Annotated in this window: 20 protein-coding genes, 4 pseudogenes, 1 riboswitch and 1 other annotated feature; of the genes and pseudogenes, 10 read left to right on the forward strand and 14 right to left on the reverse strand. The window is 60.8% G+C overall.

Going from position 1 to position 20,538, the window contains the following annotated elements:
• Window positions 1–113: 113 nt before the first annotated feature.
• Together IB235_RS19665 and IB235_RS19670 are read left to right on the forward strand one after the other, a co-directional pair.
• Window positions 114–239: pseudogene (locus IB235_RS19665) on the forward strand (IS6 family transposase); the annotation flags it as partial.
• A 105-nt stretch (window positions 240–344) separates the two neighbouring features.
• Window positions 345–560 (forward strand): annotated as a pseudogene (locus IB235_RS19670) (transposase domain-containing protein); the annotation flags it as partial.
• Between the two features lie 30 nt (window positions 561–590).
• Here the strand turns inward: IB235_RS19670 and IB235_RS19675 are convergent.
• The 3 genes and pseudogenes from IB235_RS19675 to IB235_RS19685 form a co-directional block, all read right to left on the reverse strand.
• A pseudogene (locus tag IB235_RS19675) lies at window positions 591–869 on the reverse strand (IS6 family transposase); the annotation flags it as partial.
• Between the two features lie 40 nt (window positions 870–909).
• Window positions 910–1,514, reverse strand: a pseudogene (locus IB235_RS19680) (IS3 family transposase); the annotation flags it as partial.
• Window positions 1,117–1,233: a sequence feature (AL1L pseudoknot), on the reverse strand. (Overlaps the previous pseudogene by 117 nt.)
• 327 nt (window positions 1,515–1,841) lie before the next feature.
• Window positions 1,842–2,858 (reverse strand): IS110 family transposase, encoded by a 1,017-nt coding sequence (locus tag IB235_RS19685; protein ID WP_192338170.1) that lies wholly within the window; start codon window positions 2,856–2,858, stop codon window positions 1,842–1,844.
• A gap of 57 nt (window positions 2,859–2,915) precedes the next feature.
• On the opposite strand from IB235_RS19685, the gene IB235_RS19690 reads away from it, so the two are divergent.
• Both IB235_RS19690 and IB235_RS19695 read left to right on the forward strand, forming a co-directional pair.
• Complete coding sequence (locus IB235_RS19690; protein ID WP_192338171.1) at window positions 2,916–3,074, forward strand: hypothetical protein; 159 nt, start codon at window positions 2,916–2,918, stop codon at window positions 3,072–3,074.
• Between the two features lie 80 nt (window positions 3,075–3,154).
• Entirely contained in the window at window positions 3,155–3,421 is a 267-nt protein-coding gene (locus IB235_RS19695; protein ID WP_192338172.1) for a hypothetical protein, read from the forward strand.
• On the opposite strand, the gene IB235_RS19700 is transcribed toward IB235_RS19695, so the two are convergent.
• The 9 genes from IB235_RS19700 to IB235_RS19740 form a co-directional block, all read right to left on the reverse strand.
• Window positions 3,385–3,807 carry a type II toxin-antitoxin system RelE/ParE family toxin gene (locus IB235_RS19700; protein WP_370576952.1) on the reverse strand — a complete coding sequence of 141 codons (423 nt, stop codon included), beginning with the start codon at window positions 3,805–3,807 and terminating at the stop codon, window positions 3,385–3,387. The genes IB235_RS19695 and IB235_RS19700 overlap by 37 nt on opposite strands.
• Window positions 3,695–3,985 carry a type II toxin-antitoxin system ParD family antitoxin gene (locus tag IB235_RS19705; protein ID WP_370576953.1) on the reverse strand — a complete coding sequence of 97 codons (291 nt, stop codon included), beginning with the start codon at window positions 3,983–3,985 and terminating at the stop codon, window positions 3,695–3,697. Before IB235_RS19705 ends, IB235_RS19700 begins: the two co-directional genes overlap by 113 nt.
• Window positions 3,986–4,117: 132 nt before the next feature.
• The gene (locus IB235_RS19710; protein ID WP_192338174.1) at window positions 4,118–4,591 is read right to left on the reverse strand and encodes a type II 3-dehydroquinate dehydratase; all 474 of its coding nucleotides are present in this window, start codon (window positions 4,589–4,591) and stop codon (window positions 4,118–4,120) included.
• A 4-nt stretch (window positions 4,592–4,595) separates the two neighbouring features.
• Window positions 4,596–4,922, reverse strand: a complete 327-nt coding sequence (locus tag IB235_RS19715; RefSeq protein WP_192338175.1) for an NIPSNAP family protein — start codon at window positions 4,920–4,922, stop codon at window positions 4,596–4,598.
• Between the two features lie 24 nt (window positions 4,923–4,946).
• Window positions 4,947–6,002, reverse strand: a complete 1,056-nt coding sequence (locus IB235_RS19720) for a branched-chain amino acid ABC transporter permease (protein ID WP_192338176.1) — start codon at window positions 6,000–6,002, stop codon at window positions 4,947–4,949.
• Window positions 6,002–6,916 (reverse strand): branched-chain amino acid ABC transporter permease, encoded by a 915-nt coding sequence (locus IB235_RS19725; protein WP_192338177.1) that lies wholly within the window; start codon window positions 6,914–6,916, stop codon window positions 6,002–6,004. Before IB235_RS19725 ends, IB235_RS19720 begins: the two co-directional genes overlap by 1 nt.
• A gap of 4 nt (window positions 6,917–6,920) precedes the next feature.
• Window positions 6,921–7,676: an ABC transporter ATP-binding protein gene (locus tag IB235_RS19730; protein ID WP_192338178.1), complete on the reverse strand. Its 756-nt coding sequence runs from the start codon at window positions 7,674–7,676 to the stop codon at window positions 6,921–6,923.
• Between the two features lie 155 nt (window positions 7,677–7,831).
• Window positions 7,832–8,998, reverse strand: a complete 1,167-nt coding sequence (locus IB235_RS19735; protein ID WP_192338179.1) for an ABC transporter substrate-binding protein — start codon at window positions 8,996–8,998, stop codon at window positions 7,832–7,834.
• A 390-nt stretch (window positions 8,999–9,388) separates the two neighbouring features.
• Window positions 9,389–10,867 carry a PLP-dependent aminotransferase family protein gene (locus IB235_RS19740; protein WP_192338180.1) on the reverse strand — a complete coding sequence of 493 codons (1,479 nt, stop codon included), beginning with the start codon at window positions 10,865–10,867 and terminating at the stop codon, window positions 9,389–9,391.
• Between the two features lie 231 nt (window positions 10,868–11,098).
• Between IB235_RS19740 and IB235_RS19745 the strand changes: the two genes are divergently transcribed.
• From IB235_RS19745 to IB235_RS19760, 4 genes are all read left to right on the forward strand, one after another.
• Window positions 11,099–12,022 carry an aminotransferase class IV gene (locus tag IB235_RS19745; protein WP_225612491.1) on the forward strand — a complete coding sequence of 308 codons (924 nt, stop codon included), beginning with the start codon at window positions 11,099–11,101 and terminating at the stop codon, window positions 12,020–12,022.
• Between the two features lie 94 nt (window positions 12,023–12,116).
• Complete coding sequence (locus IB235_RS19750; protein ID WP_192338182.1) at window positions 12,117–13,232, forward strand: mandelate racemase/muconate lactonizing enzyme family protein; 1,116 nt, start codon at window positions 12,117–12,119, stop codon at window positions 13,230–13,232.
• Between the two features lie 24 nt (window positions 13,233–13,256).
• Window positions 13,257–14,177, forward strand: a complete 921-nt coding sequence (locus IB235_RS19755) for an acetamidase/formamidase family protein (protein ID WP_192338183.1) — start codon at window positions 13,257–13,259, stop codon at window positions 14,175–14,177.
• 39 nt (window positions 14,178–14,216) lie between these two features.
• Entirely contained in the window at window positions 14,217–14,939 is a 723-nt protein-coding gene (locus IB235_RS19760; RefSeq protein ID WP_192338184.1) for an ABC transporter ATP-binding protein, read from the forward strand.
• Between the two features lie 1,004 nt (window positions 14,940–15,943).
• Here IB235_RS19760 and IB235_RS19765 read toward each other — a convergent pair.
• Window positions 15,944–17,761, reverse strand: a complete 1,818-nt coding sequence (locus tag IB235_RS19765; protein ID WP_192338185.1) for a relaxase/mobilization nuclease domain-containing protein — start codon at window positions 17,759–17,761, stop codon at window positions 15,944–15,946.
• Window positions 17,754–18,269 carry a hypothetical protein gene (locus IB235_RS19770; protein ID WP_192338186.1) on the reverse strand — a complete coding sequence of 172 codons (516 nt, stop codon included), beginning with the start codon at window positions 18,267–18,269 and terminating at the stop codon, window positions 17,754–17,756. Before IB235_RS19770 ends, IB235_RS19765 begins: the two co-directional genes overlap by 8 nt.
• A gap of 674 nt (window positions 18,270–18,943) precedes the next feature.
• On the opposite strand from IB235_RS19770, the gene IB235_RS19775 reads away from it, so the two are divergent.
• Together IB235_RS19775 and IB235_RS19780 are read left to right on the forward strand one after the other, a co-directional pair.
• The gene (locus tag IB235_RS19775; protein WP_192338187.1) at window positions 18,944–19,660 is read left to right on the forward strand and encodes an AAA family ATPase; all 717 of its coding nucleotides are present in this window, start codon (window positions 18,944–18,946) and stop codon (window positions 19,658–19,660) included.
• Window positions 19,660–20,325, forward strand: a complete 666-nt coding sequence (locus tag IB235_RS19780) for a hypothetical protein (RefSeq protein WP_192338188.1) — start codon at window positions 19,660–19,662, stop codon at window positions 20,323–20,325. Before IB235_RS19775 ends, IB235_RS19780 begins: the two co-directional genes overlap by 1 nt.
• A gap of 89 nt (window positions 20,326–20,414) precedes the next feature.
• Window positions 20,415–20,535: riboswitch (TPP riboswitch) on the forward strand.
• Window positions 20,536–20,538 lie beyond the last annotated feature (3 nt).

Consider the following 20,538-nt stretch of genomic DNA (forward strand, 5'->3'; position numbering starts at 1 on the left):
GGCCGAAACGTCCGGGAATGGTTTGCGGCCCGCAATCAGTTCGCCATAATGTTTGGCGAGCGCTTCGACGCTTGAGTATCTGAAACCGCATGGAACGGCCCAGATACACAAAGTTCAGGACACTCCCTTCCGCCGACGCAACATTGGCCGGGATCGAGGTGGCACATATGATCCGCAAGGGACAGATCGCCAACGGGAACCGCTGCCCCTTCCAAATTTTTGCTGAACTCGCGGGCTGAGTCTGTCCAATTGTAGGCTCGTATTCACGCCATACCAAAAGATGCGACACAACCCGTGCCAGCGGTAATGCACCGCGACAATCTGACCGACATGGGCAGAATGAACGGGAGATAGCCCTCAATCGCAAGAATGCGCTCTTCGCCGGCCACGACGAAGGCGGCATCGCCTGGGGCCGCATCGCCTCGCTGATCGAGACCTGCAAGATCAACGCCGTCGAACCCTTCGCCTACCTCAAGGCCACGCTCGCCGCCATCGCCAACGGTCATCCGCAAAGCCGCCTCGACGACCTGCTGCCATGGAGCTTCAAGCCGTCAAGCTAAGACGACCGTGATGACCTGCGAACGCTTACAGTGCTTTACACCATTGATCGGGATGACGGCCTCGTCGAGGTGCCATTTGTCATTCGGCCGTGGCCGATCGCGACGGATGCAGGTAGCAAAATGTGCGCCGAACCGATTGATCCAGAGGCGGATGGCCTCCCGGCTGACAACGACACCCCGTTCCGCCAGCAGATCTTCGACATCCGCAGTGCTCAGTGCGAACCGGTGGTACAGCCAGACTGCGTAGGCGATGATCTGACGCGGATAGCGAAAGCCTTTCAGGCGCGGCATGGACGACGGAATATTCATGCCACAGCCCTATCCGAATGAACCCGCTCGATCAATTTGGCAATGCCTTCATCAACCTCGCGACCGTGCAGCGGGCCACGTCGAAACCCTCGCGACCAAGTTGGTGCCAGACTTTACGCACTCCATAGACCCGCCAGTTCTCCTCGAACACGCGGCGGATCTCGGGTCTCAAAGCCTCGTCACGGCGCGCGCGGTCCGATTTCCGTGCCGGATCGGCCCGCTTCGCCAGATGATTATAATAGGTGGAGGGGGCAATCGGCAGCACGCTGCAGATCGGCTCGACCCCATGCGCACCGCGATGCATGTCGATGAACGACACCATCACTTCGACCGGCGGTCGAGCTCCGCCATCGCAAAATAAGCGATGGCCTTGCGAAGGATCTCATTGGCCTGGCGGAGTTCCCGGTTCTCGCGTTCCAGCGCCTTCATCCTGTCCGCTAGCTCGCTCGGGATGCCTGCCCGCTTGCCACTCTCGACCTCGGCCTTCTTGGCCCAGTCATGCAACGTGTTCGGGGAACAACCGATCTTCGCGGCGATCGACACTACGGCCTGCCAGCGCGAGCCATGCTGGCCCTCATTGTCCAGCACCAACCGCACAGCACGTTCACGCACTTCGGGGGAAAACTTGTTCGTCGTCTTGCTCATGATGCTCCATCCTACTCAGAAGTTGGAGCCTCCGGCAAACCCGGAGCGTGTGTGGATGCCCCCGGTTTGGCAAGCGTAATCTTCGGTTTGTCGGCAGGGTCTTCGATCGGACGTGTGTCAGGCCTCTGTGCGTGGCCTTTGATGACGCCACGGGCCGGTATGCTGTTCGGAAGGCTGGGTTCACATCGGTTCAGAGAGCTGCATGCGCTCGAGCCCCGGGACTGAATCTTCCTGCCTTGAACTTCGAAGTCCGTGTCGCCTACTCCTCGTCGATCGCTCACCCCGGCCTTTCGGCCATGTCGTACCATCGCCCTTCCCGAGCTCGGGTCACGCCATTCTGTAATCCTGCTCTTTTGTCGTCAGCGCCCAGATCATCCGGGCCATCTTGTTCGCCAGCGCAACGGCCGCGACCATCTTCGGCTTGCGCATCACCAGCGCAGCCAGCCAACGGTTCGCGCTGCCCCCCTTGCGGACAACCCAGCGGATGACGCTCATGGCACCCACAATCAGCAGGCGGCGGATGTCGGTCTGACCCATTTTGCTGACCGAACCCAGTCTGGTTTTTCCACCCGTCGACCTCTGTCTCGGCACCAAGCCGAGCCAAGCGGCGAAGTTGCGCCCACTGTCGAACGTGGCAAGATCCGGTGCGAATGCCGCAACAGCTCCGGCGGTGACCGGGCCGATCCCGGGGATGGTGCACAGCCGACGAAGTTGCGAATCTGTCCTTGATGCAGCCTCGAGCTCCTCCGCCAGTCGTCCGATCACCGCTGACAGCCTCGCGATCTGCTCGACGTAGATGGCGCCCATCTCCCGGACAGAGCTTGGCAAATCGCTGGTCTGGTCTTCCAGCGCATTCTCCAGAACCTTCAGGCTCGCGGGCCCCTTCGGTGCCACCAGTCCGAACTCCGCCAGATGCCCCCGGAGAGCGTTGATGAGCTGTGTGCGCTGCCGGACCAGGCATTGATGCGTTCGGAAGGCCACTGCGCGGCCTTGGGTCTCCGCGCTTTTTACTGCCACGAAGCGCATGGTTGGGCGGGCGGCAGCTTCCGCTATGGCTTCGGCATCAACCTTGTCGTTTTTCTGCCGTTTGACAAACGGCTTCACATACGCTGCCGGAACCAAGCGCACATCGTGACCGTGCGACAGCGCCACTCGGCCCCAGTAATGCGACGTGGCGCAAGCTTCCATCGCAACAATGCAGGTCGGCTGCTCAGCGAGAAGCGTCATCAGACGCGTCCGTGAGAATACTCGGTTGTATAGAACCGCCCCATCCGCTCTGACTGCGCACACTTGGAAGCTGCCCTTCGCCAAGTCGATCGCCAGCATGCTGATCTTCGTCGTCATCGATGTGCCCTCCGTTTGGTTCCCATGGAACCATCATGGCATAGGAGATGCCGTTGGGTGGGGGCATCCACCGCATCGGTTCAACGCGACAGTCTGCTGGCCCGGCCAATGCCGCCAGCCGAGCAAGTCGAGGGCTTCGAGGCATGGTTCGGCCCCGCGCCCGATTTGGCGGAATGGGCCTTGGCGTCCATCATTGCCGACGGCGCGCTGCTGTGAAACCCGGATCACGAGCATCTGCGCTCGGCCGCGATTGGCTTTCTCTGGACCAACGTCTCGAATAGCAAGAAGGGTCGAACGTGATCGGCACGGCTGAACCGGGCACGCCGCAAGGTGCTATGGGCAAGTGGGGCCGCGCCAAAGCCACGCTGCAGGTCACCCAATGGTTCGGCACGGTGCCGGATTTCATCATCACCATCGACGCCGAATGGTGGCTGCAGGCGTCCGATGCGGAGGCCTGCGCGCTGGGTAACTTCGCCCGGCGGCGGGCCTCCGCACCATCACCATTTCTGCTCACCCCAACCCAGGATCACTCCAACACCTCCAGGAGCCTTTGCCAATTTTGACGCCCTCCGAGGATACGAAGGACATCGAGGTAACCGCTATTTTCCAAACGGTAGATGATCAGATGCGATCCAGAAGGATGAATGCGGACGGGCGGCCTGAACTCCCGGCGCTCGCGCGCGATCCCAGGCAAGTCACAGAGCAGGTTGAGCACAGCCATGAGGCCATCGACATACCTATCCGCCCGGTCTGCCGACCACTCGGACGCTCCGTAGAGCCAGATCTCCTCCAGATCAGCTTCGGCCTGAGGCGTCAGCCTCAGGACGCAGAGGCGTTCACTGCTCATGTCGGCTGCGCATCCGACCCTTGAACGATGCCACATCAAAAGGCCTAGCAGGGCCGCTTTCAACACCGGCCGTGACGGCGGCTTGCAGCTGCTCCACAGCATGGTACCGCTCTTGGTCACGCCGGATCAGGTGTCGGACGTAATCACTGGCATTGCTGAAGCGGCCGCCTTGAGACTGCTCTTCGACCCAGGTCTTCATGGGGTCTGGGATAGAGACGTTCATCGTTGCCATTGAGACTGCTCCCAGTTCGTGCAGAGCGAAGATGGCAATCTTTGCCATTAATGTCCAGAGAGGCAGGCCAAGACTCGGTCAAAAGCTGTGGGGTTTAGGATAGGCCATGCCTGCGACACCCAAAACAACGGCAACAAGTTCGTATATCGCCTGCCTGAAGCCCTTGAACGGCGAAGAACATCACGTCGTCTTGCGCGCTGTGCCTGCGTCAGACACGGCCATCTTTTCCGCGAGCGCGTCCAAGGCCAGCAGGTATCCATGATGACCCAACCCGGCTATGATCCCAGTGGCGGTTTGCGACACCAGCGATCCGTGCTGGAAAATGCCCCGACGGTGAACGTTGGACAGATGCACCTCCATCACTGGGCGCTGCAGAATCTTCAGCCCATCCGCGATGGCCGTTGATGACGATGCCCATGACCCCGGATTGATGATCACGCCCGCGTCGATTTCCCGCGCGAGATGAATCCAATCGATCATCTGGCCTTCGTAATTGGTCTGGCCGAACAGCGCGACCGACATGCCCAACCGGTCGGCACGCGCGCGGCAGATCTCTTCGATTTCGGCCAAGGTGGTGCGGCCGTAAATCTCGGGCTCGCGCACACCAAGCAGGTTAAGTGAGGGGCCGTTCATAATGACGACTGATACCGCCATGGGACTACCGCGCCTGCGGCAGAGAAAGCGGCTGCAGCAGTTCGTTCGAGGCGTAACGGACCAAAGCGCCGTCCTTGTCGGTCTCGGACCAGATTTTCTGCCATTCTTCGTCCGCGATGAATGCGCCCCATTTCTGGGCCCGCTCCTCAAGGCTGCTCCATTCCAGCATGTAGACGAACTGGTCATTGGCCTCGCCGACGATGACGGTCCATGCCCCGGCCACTTTAATGCCCAGACGTTCATAGATGCGCATGTTGTGGTCGGCAAAACGCTTTGCAACAAGTCCGACCTTTTTCGGGGCTGCGTGATAAACGCGACGTTCATGGATCATTTCATTCTCCTAAGTTTAAGGGTGTTATTGCGCGGTTGCGCTGCCGGTTTCGGCGGATGCTTTCCGCGACCGGCGAAGGGCCTTTGGCAGGGCAAGTTCCTTGCCGCGCATGATGCCTTCTTTGCGGAAAACCAGAATGACCAGCATGCTAAGCGCAAGGATCATTTCCTGAGAGCCGGGGGGAATACCCAGATCAAGCGCTCCAAGGGATACCCCCGCCTCGGCCCGGCGGAAAATGTCAATGACGAGGCTGATCAGGGTTACACCGACCACCGTGCCCGCCAGACTGCGCATTCCGCCCACCACGATCATCGCAACGATCAGGAAGGTGTGGCTAAGAAAGAACGACCCGATCGAGACGGTGCCCGTGAAATGCGCAAACAGAACGCCCGCGGCCCCCGCCATGAAGCCTGACAGCGTGAAGGCGATCACGCGCGGCCAGTAAAGCGACACACCCGAGGCTTGCGCGGCGACCTCATCTTCGCGGGTGGCGCGCAGCTTCAGACCCCAAGCCGAGACCTGATAAGCATAGGCCAGGCATATCGCAACGATTGCCGCCGCCAGCGCGACCTCAAGATTGACGTAAACCGGCAGGCCCACGATGGTGGAGTTTCCCATCGTGACGGTGGTCCAGTTTCCATAGACCGTGTTGACGATGAACAGCAGCGCCAGCGTGGCGATAGAAGCGCTTAGACTGGCCAGCCGCATCAGGATCAGCCCCGCGATAAAGGCGACGATTCCGGCAAGCGCAACCGATGTCAGCGCCGATCCTAGCAGGGAATAGGTCTGATCCTTCAGAAAGGGCGGCAGGCCGGGCATGGTGATCGGCTTCAGCATCGCACAGCAGGTCTGCCAAGTGGTAGCATAGGCGGCGATGGCCACGAAGGACATGTGGCCGAAGGACACGATCCCCGAGTTCCCGGCAAAGACATACAGCCCCACCGCAAAGAGCAGCCGGATCAGCGCTTCGGTCGCAACGCGCATGGTTTCTGCTGAGCCGAACAGCTTGATGATCACGAAACCCAGGATCAGCAGACCGACCAGCGCCAGCGCCGGATAACTATTGCGCAAGAAACTCATCACACTCTCTCCTTCGCGCCGCCGGTGACGAACAGGCCCTGCGGGCGGACCAGCAAGATGACGATCACAATTGAAAAGACCACAGCGTCACGGAACGGCCGCACCTCTTCGGGCAAATAGGCTTGCAGAAAGACGCTTATCACGCCCACGATATAGCCCCCCAGAACCGCGCCGGGCAGCGATCCGATGCCGCCGATCACGGTGGCGAAAAAGGCGTATACTGCGGGCATCAACCCCATTCTGACATCAAGGGTGCCAGTCTGTATCACGAACAGCAGCGAGATCGTGCCGCCAAGAATGCCGCTGATGCCAAATGCGATCGAGATGACCAGATTGGCCGGAACGCCCAGCAGACGCGCCATGTCGAAATTCTCAGACGCGGCGCGCAACTGAATGCCCATCGAGGTCTTTTTCAGAAAGAACACCAGCGCAACGAGAAGCGAGATCGCGACGATCATGGTCAGAAGCTGGATGCCCGGAATACGCAGACCAAAGACCTGAACCGCAGATGTCAGACCTTCGCCGATGCTGACGGTCTTGGGTCGTCCCCCATGGAACATCAGCACAAGGCTTTGCAGGAAATAGCTGACCGCAAAGGATGAAATCAGCAAAGTCGTGGTATCGGTATTACGTAGCGGACGGAACGCAAGGCGTTCGGTCAGCAGGGCCAGCGCCGTCACGGTGAGAACAACCATGACGATCATCGGCACCCAGTGCAGTGCGCCAAACATCAGCGCCGGCACGGCAGCGGTTGTTGGCGCGACCAGCGAATAGGCCCCGATGGTAATATAATCGGCCTGCGCAAAGTTGATCAGTCGCATGACCCCGAAGACAAGGCCGATCGCCAAAGCCACAAGGGCATAAAGACTGCCCAGAGCTATGGCATCAATGGACACCTGAAAGAAGTATTGCATGGGTTCAGATTCTCTTTTCCGTCTGCGATGCGTGATCTCCCAGATACGCACGAAGAACGGCAGGATTGCTTTTGATCTCGTCGGGGCGACCCTCGGCAAGACTGCGGCCGCCATCCAGAACATGGATGCGGTCGCACACCCCCATGATGACCTGCATGTTATGTTCGATCAGAAGGACGCCGCAGTTCACCCGCGCGGGCAGGGATACGATGATCCTCATCAGCGCGTCGCATTCGGCCTCGTTCATACCAGAGGCGGGTTCGTCCAGCAGCACGAATGCGGGGTTCAGCGCCAACGCCCGCGCGATACTGACTCGCCGCTCTGAGCTGTAGGACAGCGATGAGGCAAGCTGCTCGGAATGGCCTTCCAGCCCCATCCAGGACAGGATTTCACGGCCCTGCGCGGCGGCGGCTGAGTTCGACAGCCCCATACCAAGGCCCGGTATGATCAGGTTTTCCAACACAGTCAGGTTTTTAAACAACCGCGCCGCCTGAAAGCTGCGACCGATCCCCGCGCGCGCCATTTCCGGCGCACGTAACCGGGATACGTCTTTTCCGTTCAGGATAATTGCGCCGGGCTTTGACGCCTGAAACCCCGTTAGGACATTGACCATGGTGGTCTTTCCAGCACCGTTGGGGCCGATCAGACCAAGAATGTCTCCGGTATTCAGCACTAGATCGACGCCGCTTAACGCGTGGACCCCGCCAAATGACACATGCACATTTCGGGCTTCTAGGGTTTGTCTGTCTGATGTGATCATTCGGGACATGTCCTTGGAATGCACAAGCCGTCGGCCTGCGGGATATGCGCGCTGAGCCTGAGCGTTTACAGCCCACGGCCTGCGACGTGACGGCGTTAAATCGGTTGGGACGGGTGCGGCCCCATGCCTGCGCTAGCGACCGCACCCCGCTGCGATCACTGGCCGGTGCGGAGCAAGAGGCCCAGATCGGGAACGAATTCGTTCTGGAACACACCCACAGGGCGGAACGCGCCGTCTTCGACCCTGGTGATCAGTTGCGGACGCGAGACCTGAATATGCACCTCGTCGGTGTAAGACGTCGGGCCACAGGTGATCGGTTCATTCTTGAACTGGTTCATCTGCTCCACGACCGCGTCGGTGTCGACCGAACCGGCCTTTTCGACGGCGCGGCTCCATTGTTCGATGGTACAATATCCCAGAACAGAGAATTCGGTGGACGGAGCCTGTCCCCAACGTCCCTGATAGGCGGCAAGGAAGTTGCGGATTTCCTCGCGCGGGTCCTCTTCGTCGATGGCCATCAGGGTTGGGACGTAAAAATCCTTCAGGCCCGGCAGGCCGCTGAGCCAAAAATTCCCGCTCATCCCGGTATCAGACAGGATCGGCAGGTCCACTTCTGCGGCCCGCAACTGGCGCACGGCGATCGGCCCCTCGGGAAGTGAGCTACACATGAACAGGAAGTCCGGGGTTTCGGCCAGCGATTTCAGGCGCGTGATCTGCACCGCAATACTGGGATCTTTGCCCTGAAACGTGTCACGACCGACCAGTGTGCCACCCGCGTTCTCCCACGCCGCCACAAAGCCCGCGCATGACGACTTGGTGGCCTCCATGGTCAGGTCTTCCAGCATATAGGCGGTTTTGTAATCCAGTTCCTTGAAGGCGTATTCCGCCATCAGGATTCCGGCGGCCTGACCTGCCGTATGGGCGGAAAACACGTTCGGCCCTACACCCTGAACGCCCATCTTGGGATCGCTGGCGCCAAATGAAATCGCGACTTTCTGCGCGTTCTGCGCCACGAATGCTGCCGGTGATCCGGTATCGTAATCGCCAGAAACGACGATGATATCGGCACCCCAATCCACCAGACTCGAGGCTGAGTTGATCGCCAGCGTCGGTTCCGTCTTAGTGTCGATGACCTGATATTCGAGCTGACGGCCCAGCAGCCCGCCCGCCGCGTTGATTTCTTCGATCTTCTGACGGGCGGCGTTATAGGGCTCTTCGTCATAAGCGGCCATCCAGCCCGACAGCGCGATCGCGAAGCCGATCTTGATCGGTTCTTCGTCCTGTGCTGCGGCTGTGCCAGTGGTCAGCGCCAGCGCAGCCATTCCCAAGGATGCTGCAACAGAACTCTTCCATGGCTTCGTCAATTCAGTACCCTCCTGTTATGGGCTCGGAACGTTATGGCGTTCGCGGACCCCCATGCTTTACCTACGCGCTTTCCGCGCCTTATCAGACAGTTGCCGCTGCAATTGGTTGAAGAACCGTTTCGAGTCATCGTGCCGGGGATGGACATCCTCAAGGCAGCGACGGCATCGATATCGCAGCGGCGATTATTGTTAATTCGGAAAGCCCCAGCCGGGGTCACCGGTGTCTGGAAACAATAAGGCAAAAACGGACAGCAAAAAGGTCCTTATCCTACCAAATCGATGGTACCACTTTTGCGGATCGCGGAACGTGGACCATCCTTCGAGGGGCCACTTCACGATCACCGTGCCTTAAAAGTCGTATTGCGCCAGCACTGCTGCCAGAGTCTCAAGCCCTTTTTGCATCGTGGCGTCGTCCAGCGCGGCATAGCCCATGAACAGTCCCGGCATCGGCGGCCCACTGTAATAGCGCGACAGTGGAATCACGTTCAGCTTGTACTGATTGGCGGCGCGGGCAATGGCCACGTCATCGACCGGTTTGCGAAAGCGGAAGGCGATCTGGATACCGACATCGGAATCCATCGGCTCCAGCCACTGGCCTAGAAGCTGTTTCGACAGTTTCAGGAACCTGACCCGGCGGTGCGCATAAAGCTTGCGCGTCCGGCGAAGATGCCGGGCGAAATGCCCGTTGCCGATAAAATTCGCCAGTGTCGCCTGAACGGGCAGAGGGGCCTGATTGCCACTGTACAGCGCGACCCGCATCACCCGCTTGGCAATAGTTTTCGGCAACACCACAAAGCCCACCCTGATGGCGGGAAACATTGTCTTGGCGAATGTCCCAACATAGATGGTACGCCCGAACGTGTCGTTCCCCTGCATCGCGGGAACCGAACGCCCGTTCAGCCGGTATTCGCTGTCATAGTCATCCTCAATGATCCATGCCCCGTGCTTATGTGCGATTTCCAGTAGGCGCAGGCGCTGATCGATACGCATCGTCAGGCCAAGAGGGTGCTGCGATGATGGAGTCGTATAGATGACCTTTGGCACCAAGGCGGGAAGATTGGTCATGGACCAGCCTGCATCCGTCACGCGCCACGGGCGGACATCCGCGCCCGCCGCGCCAAAGACCAGCCGCGCGTTTACATAGCCCGGCTCCTCCATCCAGACGACATCGCCCCTTTCGATCAGCACGCGCGACAAAAGGTCGATACCCGATTGCGCCCCGTTCGTGACCAACACCTGCGAGGGTTCGCACCTGACCCCACGATAGGCCTGCAGGTATTTGGCAATCGCCTCCTGCAATGGTGGATAGCCAAAGGGATAATTATAGTTCAGCAGCTCAACATTGCGGTGCAGCAGTTGGTTCGCGGCAATGCGGTTCCACGTCTTGAAGGGAAACACGGCGGTATCGGGCGTACTTGGCCGCAGCATCGCCGATTTCGGCGCGAAGTTGACCCGGCTGTCGGAATCGAAGGCCGTAGCCAGCGCCGACAGGCTGACCGTGGTGTCTTCGTTCACTTCGTTGTCGGGTTCATCCACGACATAGGGCAGCTCCGCCACATACGTGCGCGACCCCTGCCGCGTTTCCACATAACCTTCGCTGTAAAGCTGTTCATAGACCCGGACGGCCGTGTTCCGGGAGATGGCCAGATTCTTGGCCAGTTCGCGCGTGGCGGGGAGTTTCGCGCCACTTCCCAGAACGCCGCGCAAGATAAGATCGCGCAACGCCACGTAAATCTGCTTCTGGATTGGCTCGCCACCGTCGCGCACGATGGACAGGGCATCGATGGGCAAACTGGCGCTGTCGGAATTGGTCTTACCGCGTTGCATTAAACCGGACCTTTTGGACACCCAATTGGTGCCGTAGCATTCCTAACGTTAAGAAAGTTAAAAACCTACCTCGTATTCTGAAACGGGTCGGCGCGTGGGCACCATGTGCGCGACCCGCCGTCCAGAGGTGGCGCAGCACAGGCGATCCGGTCCGGTAACTGAACGACGCACGTCTGCGCCCCGGGGTCATTAGAAACAGTACGAAAGCGGAATGGGATGCATATGAGCATGATGAGTTCAACCAAAACGGGCGCGATCGACTGGTCCAAGGGCGCCGCCTATGTAAACGGCACGTTCATGCCGATCGGTGAGGCGCGCGTTCCATTGACCGACTGGGCCTATCGCCGTTCGGATGTTGTCTACGATGTAGTCAGCGTCTGGGACGGACAGTTTTTCCGGCTGGACGATCATATCGCGCGCTTCCGCCGCTCGATCGAGCGTTATCGTTTCACGCCGCAGGAAACCGATGCTGAACTGCGCCAAATCCTGCATCGCATCGTCGCCATGTCAGGCCTGCGCAGCGCCTATGTTGCAATGGATTGTCTGCGCGGGCAGGCGGCATTGGGCATTCGCGTACCCTCCAAGGCTAAGAACTATATCGCCTGTTATGCCGCGCCGTTCACCAGCCTTGTGCCGGAAGAACATCTGCAGCGCGGCCTGAAACTTGCCATCTCGACCATACCACGTATCCCGCATGAATGCGTTGACGCCACGGCCAAGAATTTTCACTGGGGCGATATGAACATGGCCATGTTCGAAGCCGAGGAAATGGGCGCAGATTTCCCGCTGCTGCTGGATTTTAAAGGGAATCTGACCGAAGGGCCGGGTTTTAACGTGTTCATCGTCCGCGACGGCGTAGTGGCCACGCCCGATTACAACATGCTGGAAGGAATTAGCCGCCAGACCGTGATCGAGTTGTGCGCCGAGCTGGGCATCGATGTGCAGGTGCGCCCGATCTCGGCCGCGGAAGTGCGCGATGCGGACGAAATTTTCGTCACCTCGACCGCAGGCGGCGTCATCGGGGCAAGCCGGATTGACGGTCGCATCATGAGCAACGACCGGCCCGGCCCGGTCAGTAGCGAATTGCGCGAAACCTATTGGGAAAAGCGCAAGAACGGCTGGCACACCGAACCGGTGAACTATGACGCCGTCTGACGGGCCGTGACCGGAAACGGATCGACCTCATGCGGCTGAACGGGGCGTGACCCTTTCGCCCCAGGAAAGAAGATAAAGGAATGGTATCCGTAACATGACCGATGACCTGAAGATCGAGAAAATCGAAATCGCCGCCTGTGCGCTGTCTCTGGACAAGCCCATCCGTCTGGGCACGGTCGAGGTGCGGGCGCGCGATTATATCTGTCTGCGGATCCATACCAATGCGGGGATCATCGGCAACGCCATCGGCTATCGCAGCGGCAGTATGCTGGCCGAAAGCCTTAACATGCTGGCGCCCCGTCTGCTGGGGCAAAATCCGCTGATGCGGCGCGCGATTGGCCACGCGCTAGACAGCGCGTTCATCCCCTCGCGCGCCGCCTATCTGCGGGCGGTCAGCCTGATCGATATCGCGCTGTGGGACATCACCGCGAAGCACGCCGATTTGCCGCTTTACAAGCTGCTGGGTGGCGAACGAAAATCCGTTCAGGCGCTGCCCGTGCTGGGGTTCAACTATGCCGAACGCCCGGTTGACGACATCCGCGCCGAAATGGACCAGCACAGCAGCGCGGGCACCCGCCTGATCAAGGTGATGATCAAGGGCAATGATGCGCTGGCCAACAGTCGCTATATCCGGGCGCTGGCCCAGCATGGCGGCGATGACGTGGCGCTGGCCGTCGATACCCATTGGTCATGGCGCACGATCACCGAAGCGTCCGAGACCTGCCGCCGCATCGACGATTGCGGTCTGGCCTTCATCGAAGACCCGTTCCTGCCACAGCAGACACAACTGTTGCGCGATCTGCGCGGCAAGCTTCGCACGCCCCTTGCCAGCGGCGAAGATGTGCTGGACCCCTATAGCTATCTTGAACTGGCGCGGAACATCGACATCCTGCGCGTCGACGCGACCAGCAACGGGGGGATCAGCGCCGCCATGGACGCCATCGCCGTCGCGCAGGCGTGCGGCAGGCAAACCCTGCCGCATGTCTTCCCGTATCTGCACCTGCATCTGGCCTGCGCCAAAGGTTCGGTCATGGCGGTCGAGTACATTCCCGAACATACCGGCACCGACCCGGTGCGGCAGTTGCTGAACGATTTTCCCAAGATCAGCGGCGGAGATTTCCAGATCTCGGACCAGCCCGGGGCAGGGTGCGAACTGCGCTGGCAAAACGTCGTTCAGCATGCAGCGCAGACCCTTTCCATCGAGCCTTAACGCGACCAAAAACAGGATCAGGATATGGCAACCCGTATCGTCGAAAAAGAAAACCTGAAATACGAGTTTTCGACCAAAGACCCCTTCGTGGCCAGCATTCAGCCCAATGAAAAGATCACCGTCGCCTGCGAGATGGCCTATAATGGTGGTCTGGTCACGTCCCTTGACGCGACAATCACCCCTGAGGATTTCAAATATCCCTTCTTCAACCCCATGACCGGACCCATCGAGGTCGCCGGCGCCAAGGCCGGCCAGACCCTGTGCATCCATATCCACGAGATGGAGCTTGAAGAATTCGGCCTGACCGGCCTGACCGCGCATAGCGGGTTGTTTCAGGAATGGATTTTCGAACGGCAGGAGCGCTTCAACCAGTATAAGCCCGTGCGCGTCGCCGATGGCGTTATCCATTGGAGCGATGATCTGAAAATCCCCGTAGCGCCTATGATCGGAGTGATCGGGACGGCCCCCGCCTATGGAAGCTTCCTGAGCCTGGATAATGGCGAACACGGCGGCAATATCGACGTGCAGGAGATGGGCCCGGGCTGCAAAATCTATCTGCCCGTAAATGTCGACGGGGCCTATCTGTTCATGGGTGACTGTCACGCCCGTCAGGGCGATGGTGAGGTTTGCGGCATGGGTGCGATCGATATCGGCGCGCGCATCACTCTGTCGGTCGATGTCATCGACCGACCAGCGCGCATGACATGGCCCCGGTTCGAGACCACCACACATATCGGCACGGTCGGTCTTGGGCGGCCCTTGGAAGACGCCATGCGCATCGCCTATCGAGAAATGATCTATTGGCTTACCGATGACTTTGGCTTCACCGAAGCGGACGGCTATATGCTGCTTTCAACCGTGGCTGAAGGCCGCGCGACGCAGATCATGAACCCAAAATCCACATTCATCTGCAAGGTCGAAAAAAGCCTTTTGCCAGCATCGTAAGACGGCCCTTTCCCCCATACTGAAGCGGAGTGAAATCGCGTGTTAGAAGTTTCCCAACTGATTGCAGGCTATGGCCGTCTGACTGCCCTGAAAGGGATCGACCTGAACGTGTCTCAGGGCGAGACGGTGTTCGTGGTCGGCCCCAACGGCGCGGGCAAGTCCACGCTTTTGAAGACCATCTCGGGGCTGCTGAAGCCGAACTCGGGCCAGATCAGGTTTCGCGAGGCTTCTCTTCAAGGCAAGACACCCGAACAGATTTGCCGCAGCGGTCTGTGCCTAATTCCGGAAGGGCGGCACATCTTCAAGTCATTGACAGTGGCCGAAAATCTCCGCGTCGGGCTGCTTGTCCGGCGTGATGTCAAGGACGCGCAGCGCAGCGATCTGGAAACGGTTCTGGATACGTTCCCCATCCTGCGCAAAAGGTATCACGGCATTGCCGGATATCTGTCGGGGGGCGAACAGCAGCAGCTTGCCATTGCCCGTGCCATTCTGCAGAAGCCTGCTTTGCTGATGATCGATGAGCCGTCGCTTGGTCTGGCACCCTTGGTAATTGATCAGGTCTATGCCAATCTGAAACGGCTGAACCAATCAGGGCTAAGCCTGCTGATCGTCGAACAATCCACCGGCCGGATTATGGATCTTGCCTCGCGCATCTATGTGCTGCGCAACGGCAATATTGTCCTGCACGGAACCCCGGCCGAACTGTCCGGCGACGGCAAGCTGGACGCGGCCTATTTCGGCTTCACCGACAACGCGGCCTGACGGGGGCTGGGGCGATCTTCCCGCCCCGTGGCCCCGGTGCCATCGCGCGGCGCACTTCTGCAGCGGCTCGTGAGAGCGTAATACCTGTCGAAGCAACAATGAGGCTCACACCGATGGGCGGGGATATAAGTGAACGTCTTGCGCGTCTCCACGGCATCCAGAACGAGACATATATCGTGACGGGCGGACCGAAACAGATCGACATGCCTCAGCATCCTCGATCGTGCTCGCATCGTGCATGAAACAAGCGATGGTCATAAGCAGGAGGTGGGAATCCGGATTATTTTTTGGCTACGCCAGCTCCTAGAGCGGTCTAGCTACAGGCTGGCGCGAAAACGCTGGGACCGATAGGGGAATGCCAAATAGCACTGCACCTACTACAGGACAGTTGGGGGGCTCGAGCTCGACGCTCCGGGAGTTCCGCCATAGGTGCGCTATCGCGGACCAGGATGCAGTGCATGGGCTGTGTACCAGCTATCCCGACGAGCGCTTGGGCGATCTGCTGAAGATCCCGCGCAGCGGGGAAGTTCGCTGAGAGCGCTATCGCATCGTCTCGCCCGAAACCTGACTAAGACGCCCTGCCCCTAGCGTGGTTTTGTCAATGAAGAAGGGCACTGCCGATTTCGGGTCGACGAACTGCGGCATTTCCCGCGCATCGTGACATTGGTAGTCTGCAACAGTGTCTGCAGTAGCCGTTCGTTTCGCAGGGGGCTTCGGCACACGCTCCTGAACTGGCGTTGGTTGCACCTCCCGATCAGGCCCGTGTGGCGGTTGCCCGCGACTGTCGCTTCTTGTTCGCCCATCGGTCGGCGTGATCGCATGCATCGTTGTGTTGCGATGGATATGCCAACTCCCGGCAAGTGCGGCAGACGTAAGTGCGACGCCCATAAAGAATTGCTACTCTAGGTCTGGGTGTTGGACCCACCTTGATCGGAAGGAGCACTTTTTTGCTTTCTGTTGAGGGTATCGAGATCTCCATCGCCCTACCCTTCCCGGTCATAATCCTACCGCTCGCGATGCTCACGGTCAGGTGCTTGTGGGCGGTCCACCTCACGCTTACCCGCGCCCGTTCTCAGATCTGGCAGCCGCGCCTTGGCCTCCTGGACCTGTTTCAGACTCATGCCCATGCTCTCATGCTGTTCGGCGGCGGCGGTGATGGCCCGGGCGATGTCACGCCTTTGCGCAGGATCGGGAATATCGATGGCCAAGGCGCGGTCGTCGCCCTTGGCCAGCCGTGACATCAGGTCATTGCCGTAGCGTTGGCTCAGATCCCTGGCGAAGCGTCCGGCATGTTCGTCACTCTGGAAGGCGACCTGACCATCTTGTTGCAACGCCTGCGACATCGCCTGCAGGGTCCGTGACAGGCGATCATTGTCGCGGCGCGGCTCGAGGCTGCGATCCAGCAATTCGGCGGCCTTGGCATAGAAACTGTCGACCAGGCTTGCGGCCTTGCCCGGATCCTTCTCGCCGGCGAGATCGAGCCGCCGGCTTTCGGCCACAGCCTGGATGTCCTGCCGCGTCCAGTCGCGCTCCTGCCAGGCATTGGCCGCGCCCTGGCTCAGGCGATGTTGCACCTGGGCCGGATCCAGCCCGCTGGATCTCGCCGCCGCGGAAATCCGGTCGCGGATCTCGGCGATACCGTCATGGCCGATCTCGCGGCTCACCCCATCGCGGGTGATCGCAGTCGCGCCGATCTGACTGCGATGCAGCGCCTCCTGCGCCGGGCGCTGCATCAACGCGGCGCCACGGGCATCGCCCAGCTCGCGGGCGACATCGGCGGCGGCGGTGTAAAAGTCGCGCCGCATGTCGCCTTGCTCGCCTGGCGGCAATTGCCGGATGCCGGTCTCTACCCGGCTGAGCCAGGCATCGTAATAGCGGCTGAGATCGCCGCGGTTTTGAACATCCTGTGCCTGCATGAAATCCTCCGTCGATTGAATGATCCCGCCGCGCGCGAGGCGCTGCGCGACAGCCTCGATCCGCGCCGCCAATTCCGCCTCGCGACCTTGCCGCGCCATGGAAGAGAAGATCTGCAGGGTGGCGACGTTCTCGCGGATCTGCGCCAGGGCATCACGCACCGCCTGACCCTGCAGCGGCACTTCCCGGACCTCGCGGCCCTCGCGCAAAGCCCGCTCCAGCTCGGCCCGCGACGGGCCATAGGTGAGCTTGCCACGCTCGATGCGCGAGGCACTGTCGAGATAGAGCCCCTGTTCGGCGGCGATCTCGACCATGCGCTCCTTCATCACCAGCACATCAAAGGCATGGCCCTTGGCCATGTAGAACCAGCTGTCGTTTTCCAGGCCGCGATTGTTGATGACGATATGGACATGGGGATGGCTGCGATCGGTATGCAGCGCCGCGATATAGGCCCATTCATCCGCGACATGCCGGCCGCTTTGGAACATGTCCGCGGCCCAGATCTCGGCGACTTGCAGCGCACGCTCGGGCGCGACATCGGCCGGAAAGGACAGGAGCAGATGCGTGGTATGGCCGTTTTTAGGATCGCCGGTCCAGGCATCTTCCCAGTCCGTGGCAATGGCCTTGCGCTCCTCACGGCTCAAGGTGCGGCGCTCCGGATCATGCTCGACCATATTGCCGAAGATCGCGCTGGCCTTGGAGAAGAGATAGTCGAACTGATTGCCGAGCTGCTTGCGGCTATGGGTGCCACCATTGTGGATCTTCTTCAGCACCGCGGCATTCGAACCCTGGGCCAGACGCCAGAGATTATTGGCCCGAGTGGTGAAGCGCTGCCGCGCGGATCCCTTGCCACCGCGCAGATAGCGCAGGTGCAATTCCTCGAGGACCCCTTCCGGCAGGCTAGCCACGCTCGCTCTCCGAATAGCTGCGGAACAGCCGCACGCCGCGGCGGCGCTGTTCCTCGACCACGGCATTGAGCCAGGTCCGGAGCTTTGGCAGCGCGAGGCGCAACTCGTTCAGCGCCTGCCATTCGGCGCGGGCGAGATCGACGCGCCCGCGATTGGCGGCCAAGGCGATCTGGTTCATATTGACACCGATCTTGTGCAGCTCGGATTTGATCTCGCCGAGCTTCGCGGCCTGCTCGGGGGGGAATTCCAGCAATCCGACACTGGCGCGCAGGACCGAGCGCAGGGCATCCGAGCGCGACCCCGCCCCCATGCGGGTCTGCAGCCGGGCAAGTGCCTCAAGCTCTTCCGGCGAGAGCCGCACCGTCACCGCCTTGCCTCCGGTCGTGGTCGCCCCGGATTCCCGGATGCGCCGGGTCTTGGCCCGTTTCAGCTTGGCGGCGTCCACCCCAGCGGCGGCGGCAGCTGCCCCCGCGCGCCTTTGATCTGAGCCCTGCGTAAAACCCGTCACCGCCCCCTCCGATCCGGCAGGGCGCGCGCTTTGTACACATTGTGCATTTCCTGCCATATCCCTTTGCTGCCAGATGCGACTCCAGCTGTCAACGCAACCGGAGCTTGCGAAGATTGCGTTGACGGGAGGCCATCGATGCGGCGCAAAGGGTCGGTTTTCTGTCACGGGACAGGCTTCGGGCCAGAGGCCCGACCGTTTCGGGCGCCGCGCGTCCAGAGGCTGCCCCTCGGGGCAGCCGCTGCCGAGAGAGGTCACCAAAGGCCCGGGGAGCCGGTCTCTGCGGGTCGTCGGACGGGTTTCGCGGTGAGAGGCGCGGCTTGGTCTCCCCGGCTCCACCGCAGCCGAATGGCGGGGAAGCCAAAGATTTGCGGAGAAAGCACTGAGACCACATGCCGCGTCGTGCACCGGGTTCCGGGCCGGCGACGGTGCCGCGGCGCGCGAGCCTGGCTGGCGCGACGCGGCACCGACGAAAGCCGAAAGTCAAACTCCTGAACCTATGCGCTGGCGCGGCAGGGATCGGGCCGCAGGCCGCGATGCCGGATCCGCACGCGTTTGCCGGTTTCCGCTTATGGCGTCACGGATCTTGTTTCGTGTGTTGTGTGTCGCGCTATGCGGGTGTTGTCTAGGGGGAGGCTCGTCGGCAAAGGCGCGCGGACAGCACCGGAGAAAGCCCAATGCAGAATGGCATCCGTGTCATCACCGCGATGAACCGCAAGGGTGGCTGCGGCAAGACCACGCTGATCATGGGACTGGCTTCAGCTGCGGCCGAACGCGGCGAGAGCGTCACCATCTTCGACACCGATGAGAGCCGCAGCAGCTGGAAATGGATGGAGCGCGCCAAGAAGCAGGGCCATTGGCATGACCTGGTCCGGGTCATTCCGACCCTCTCGGCCGCCATGGTGATCGAAGAGATCACTGCGATCTTCGCCCAGCCAGATCAGGAGCATCTGATCCTGGTCGTCACCTTTGGCGGTGGCTCAGAGGCGCAGGACCATATCGCGCTGATCTCGCATCTGCTGATTGCGCCCTGCATGCTCTCGGCAAACAATTACGCGGAAAGCCTCGAGACCGGGCTCTGGTATCTGCGGCTCAAATCCCGCGTCGCGGATCCGGCAGATCTGCCACCCTTCCGCGTCCTGCTCAATCGTGTGCCGCTGAGCCGTTCTGCCGCCGAACATGAGGTCTATGAGCAGGTCATCCGCAATATGCCGGTGCTGGGCGAGGTGGTGATGAACCGGGCGATGTATACAAGGCTCGACGGTCAGGGCCTTTTGGGCGAGATCCGCAGGAGCACCAGGAACCCCGGCGTCGCCAACCATCTGGCGACCGCGCTGCAGGAAATGGACGAGGTCCTGACCGAGCTCGATCGCACCATCCGGGAGGAAGGGTAATGGCCAAGCTCAAGCTGCCGGGTCGGATCTCGGCCCCCGATCCCGGCTTCAGCCGGCGGCTGGAATTCGAGGCGGCGGCGGGACCAGAGCAAGTTCCGGCGCCCGCGCCGGAGACCGAGACCGAGACCGAGACCGAGACCGAGACCGAGACCGAGACCGAGAAGACAGTTGGATCCAGCATCGAGCCGCAATCAACGGAAGCGGAGGCGGCAAAAGCTGCGCCGAGGCGCAAGCGCAATGCAGTGCCGCGAAACGGTGCCACCCCTGCCCTATCGCGCGGGTTGCTGTCCTCGGGCGAGGAGATGGTGACGATCCGGGTGCTTTATCGCCTGCCCGATGAGTTGATAGCGCGTGCCGCGGCCTGGGCCGAGAAGGCACGCTGCCCGACCGGCACCGTGCTCAGGCGCGCGATGGCGGAATTGCGCCCGCAGCTCGTCGCGGCTCTGGAAGCCGGGATCGACTATCGCGATGTACCCAGCGAGCGGTCCAAGCGCTCCGCGCATCGCTTCGACAGCTCGATCACCCTTTCCCGCGATGCCCATGCCCAGCTTTGCGCCGAGATCGATCCCGAGGGCCTGGCCGGGCTGACGCCGGCGCTGTCGCGCTGGGTCCGGGCCAAGGTGATCGCGCATCTCGAGATCTATCTCGCCCGCGCCGGTTACTGACCGCGACCGGCGCGCGATGTCATCTGCACAGACTATCCGAGTATCGTCGCCATTCCCCGTTGACGACGACACGCAAAAGCGCCAGCTTGCCGCCACGTCAGGGGAGTCCCGCCTAGGGGACTGAGAGGCTGACAGGGGGAAACCCCGGTGAGGCGACCCTTTGAACCTGACCCAGTTGACACTGGCGTAGGAAGACCGAAGGGCAATCTCCCC

It is taken from the genome of Paracoccus sp. PAR01 (assembly GCF_014851995.1).
Lineage (GTDB): Bacteria > Pseudomonadota > Alphaproteobacteria > Rhodobacterales > Rhodobacteraceae > Paracoccus > Paracoccus litorisediminis.